Source organism: Marinimicrobium sp. UBA4209, from assembly GCF_002381585.1.
Taxonomy (GTDB): domain Bacteria; phylum Pseudomonadota; class Gammaproteobacteria; order Pseudomonadales; family Cellvibrionaceae; genus Marinimicrobium; species Marinimicrobium koreense.
In genome coordinates, this window is the sequence record NZ_DFTP01000055.1 from 40,143 (window position 1) to 44,132 (window position 3,990).

The 3,990-nt window shown below is 60.0% G+C and carries 5 protein-coding genes; all 5 read left to right on the forward strand.

The annotated features are described in order from the left end of the window. Nucleotides 1-501 (forward strand): LPS export ABC transporter ATP-binding protein (gene lptB / locus B3187_RS08240; protein WP_286805683.1); only part of this gene is annotated, 501 nt, incomplete at its 5' end. Nucleotides 502-699: 198 nt separating this feature from the next. Further along, a complete protein-coding gene (locus B3187_RS08245) occupies nt 700-2,214 on the forward strand; it encodes an RNA polymerase factor sigma-54 (RefSeq protein ID WP_286805685.1) in 1,515 nt (504 codons plus the stop codon). A gap of 166 nt (nt 2,215-2,380) precedes the next feature. After that, nucleotides 2,381-2,671: a ribosome hibernation-promoting factor, HPF/YfiA family gene (gene hpf / locus B3187_RS08250; RefSeq protein ID WP_024459565.1), complete on the forward strand. Its 291-nt coding sequence runs from the start codon at nt 2,381-2,383 to the stop codon at nt 2,669-2,671. A gap of 4 nt (nt 2,672-2,675) precedes the next feature. After that, complete coding sequence (gene ptsN, locus B3187_RS08255) at nt 2,676-3,137, forward strand: PTS IIA-like nitrogen regulatory protein PtsN (protein WP_123636881.1); 462 nt, start codon at nt 2,676-2,678, stop codon at nt 3,135-3,137. 56 nt (nt 3,138-3,193) lie between these two features. Then, on the forward strand, nt 3,194-3,990 hold a 797-nt coding region (gene rapZ, locus B3187_RS08260; RefSeq protein ID WP_286805687.1), incomplete at its 3' end, for an RNase adapter RapZ.

Genomic DNA, 3,990 nt, shown 5'->3' on the forward strand with positions numbered 1-3,990 from the left:
GCGCGCGCCGGGATCGGCTATCTGCCCCAGGAAGCCTCGGTGTTCCGCAAACTCACGGTGTCCGACAACATCATGGCGATCCTGGAAACCCGCAAGGAACTGAACCGCAAACAGCGCCTGGCCAAGCTCGACGCCCTGCTGCGAGAATTCCACATCACCCACATCAAGGACAGCCTGGGTATGTCACTGTCCGGGGGCGAACGCCGCCGGGTGGAAATTGCCAGAGCCCTGGCCACCGAACCCCAGTTCATTCTGCTGGATGAGCCTTTCGCCGGCGTGGATCCGATATCCGTCTCGGACATCAAACAGATTGTCCGGCACCTGAAAGAGCGCGGCATCGGCGTGCTGATCACCGATCACAACGTGCGGGAGACACTGGATATCTGCGAAAAAGCCTACATTGTCAGCGAAGGCCACATTATTGCCGAGGGCACCGCCGCCGATGTGCTGGCCAATGAGCGGGTCCGGGAAGTGTACCTGGGCGAGCACTTTCACCTCTAGCGCAATGGGGGCACCCTCTAGCGCACCGGACAGCGGTAACGCGGCGGGCTTAACCGGCCCGCTCAGCTCTTGACAAATTCTGATTCTTGCGTATTGGGCACAAAGATTGCTTATCCTTGTTGCCAGTGGCCTTCCGTCTGACTAAACTCTGGGTAATTCGTCACATTTCGTTTCGACCGGGGTCCCAGCAGCATACCCATGAAACAATCCCTACAGCTCAAACTCGGCCAACAGCTGACCATGACACCTCAGCTGCAGCAGGCGATTCGCCTGTTGCAACTGTCCACCCTGGACCTCCAGCAGGAAATCCAGGAGGCGCTCGACTCCAACCCCATGCTGGAGGTGGAGGAGACCCATGACAGCCCCGAGGAAAAAAGTAACGACGACCGGGAATCCGACGCCCGCAACGGCAAAGACACCCGGGACGGTGAGAGCCAACCCAGCGCGGACAGTGATGGCGCCGATCTGGGCCAGACCGACAGTGACTGGAACGATGAAATCCCCAACGACCTGCCCGTCGACACCAGTTGGGACGATGTGTACCAGTCCACTCCCGCCGCCTCCAGCCCCTACGAGGGCGATGAAAACAGCGATTATGACAGCCGACGGGGCACCACCGACTCGCTCTACGATCACCTGATGTGGCAACTGAACCTGACCCCCATGTCCGACCGGGACCGGATCATTGCCATGACGCTGATCGACGCCGTCGAACCCAGCGGCATGCTCTCCATCTCGCTGGACGAAATTCTCGAGGGTCTGCAAAACGACTGGGAAGAGCTCGAGTACGATGAAATTGTCGCGGTCCAGCACCGCGTTCAGCAGTTTGACCCCTGCGGCGTCGCCAGCCAGAACCTGTCCGAATGCCTGCTCGTCCAATTGCAGCAGCTGCCGGCGGATACGCCGCTGTTGGAAGCGGCCAAGACCATTGTCCGCCAGTACCTGCCGCAGCTGGCCAGTCGCGACTACCGTCAGTTGATGCGCCGCACCCGGCTGAAAGAGCAGGAGCTGCGCGACGCAATTGTCCTGATCCAGAGCCTCAATCCGCGCCCCGGTGACCAGATTGCCAGCGGTGACGTGGAGTATGTGGTACCGGACGTCTTTGTCGAGAAACGCGAAGGCCGTTGGATGGTCGAGCTCAACCCCGACATTGCACCGCGCCTGCGGATCAACCCGGGCTATGCCTCCATGGTAAAGCGGGCCGACTCCAGCACCGACAACACCTTCCTCAAAGACAACCTGCAGGAAGCCCGCTGGTTTCTGAAAAGCCTGCAAAGCCGCAACGAAACCCTGCTCAAGGTGGCCACCTGCATCGTCGAGAAGCAGCGCGGCTTTCTGGATCATGGCGCCGAGGCCATGCGCCCCCTGGTCCTGCACGACATCGCCGAACTGGTGGATATGCATGAATCGACCATCTCCCGGGTGACCACACAGAAATACATGCACACCCCCCAGGGTATCTTCGAGCTCAAATACTTTTTCTCGAGCCATGTCAGCACGGAATCCGGCGGCGAGTGCTCTTCCACCGCAATCCGGGCTATCATTAAGAAGCTGGTGGCCTCCGAGTCACCCCAGAAGCCACTGAGTGACAGTAAGATTACCGCTCTGTTGGCCGAACAGGGCATCAAGGTAGCCCGGCGAACCATTGCCAAATACCGGGAGTCGCTGGGCATTCCCCCATCGAACGAACGAAAAACCCTGGGACCGGCCTGAGGCCCCGGGGGAAGGTGACGCCGCGTGGCTGGCACTGCTATGCTAGGCGGCAGGAGACCAGACGCCAGCATTTTCAGGATGGGCCCGGCTGTCGACCCGGACGTTGAAGCAGTCGGTTGCGGGTCCGTAACCATCACGTGATCGCCACGCCAAAGAGGATGTTGCTATGCAAATCAATATCAGCGGCCACCACCTGGATCTGACTGACGCTTTGAAAGACTATGTCTCCAACAAGCTTGAACGCCTGACCCACCACCACGACAAAATCACCAGCACCGACGTCATCCTGTCGGTGGAAAAGCTGGAACAGAAGGCCGAGGCACGCGTTCACGTCAGCGGGAAAGACCTGTTCGCCGACGCCGTCGATCAGGATATGTACGCCGCTATTGACCAGTTGACTGACAAACTGGACCGGCAACTCATCAAACATAAAGAGAAGCTACGAAGCCATCGTTGAACCTATGGATATCAAAACCATCATCACTCCGGGCCGCACACTGTGCGGCATTGAGGGCGTCAGCAAAAAGCGGGCGCTGGAAATTCTGGCCAACACCATTGCCGAGGACGTACCGACGATTGACGCCGACGACCTGTTTCGGCGCCTGATCGGCCGGGAGCGTCTGGGGTCGACCGGCATCGGCCACGGCATCGCCATTCCCCACTGCCGGGTGAGCAACTGTGAGGGCACCATCGGTGCCCTCATTACGCTCAAAGAACCCATCGATTTCGACGCCATCGACGGTGAGCCGGTGGATGTGCTGTTTGCCATGCTGGTACCGGAAAACGCGCACAGCGAGCACCTGCAGACCCTGGCCTCGCTGGCCAGCATGCTCAATGACGCCGAGTTCCGGGCTCGCCTGCGGGCCGCCGACAGCAATGAGTCGCTCTACGATGTGGCCATTGGAGAGCCGGCCGCGAGCTGAACCGCAGCCCCAAACCCCGATCGCCATCCGCACCGATTACCAGGACAGTCTGCCCCATGCACTTGATCATTGTCAGTGGCCTCTCCGGCTCCGGAAAAAGTACGGCGCTGCACGTACTCGAAGACGTCGGCTATAACTGCATCGACAACCTGCCGGTGAGCCTGTTGCCCGCACTGGTCGCCCAAATCCAGATTCACCGGGACAGCGACGACCAGAACTTCGCCATCGGTATCGATGTGCGCAACGCCTGGCAGGACCTGAACATCTTTCCGGACATGATCAAAACCCTGAAAGATGCCCATATCCCGATTTACGTCCTGTTCCTGGACACCGGTGTCCCCGTGCTCATGCAGCGCTTCAGCGAAACCCGCCGCAAGCACCCATTGAGTGATCGGGATACCAACCTGCAGGAATCGATTCGCGAGGAGCAACACCTGCTGGAGCCGATCCGGGACACCGCAGACCAGGTACTGGACACCAGCCATCTCAACCTGCACGAACTGCGCGACCTGGTCAAAGACCGGGTGGTGGGCTCCCAGGAGACCACCATGGCCATCCAGTTCGAGTCCTTCGGCTTCAAACACGGCGTTCCGGTGAATGCCGATCTGGTGTTCGATGCCCGCTGCCTGCCTAACCCCCACTGGAAGCCCAACCTGCGGCCGTTGACCGGAAAGGACGCTGAGGTGGCGGCCTTTCTCGAGGGCGAGGAAAAAGTGCAGGCCATGTACCAGGATATCGAGGACTACCTGACCCGCTGGCTGCCCCACTACCAGGCCAACAGCCGCAGCTATATCACCATCGCCATCGGCTGCACCGGCGGGCAGCACCGCTCGGTCTACCTGGCCGAACGGCT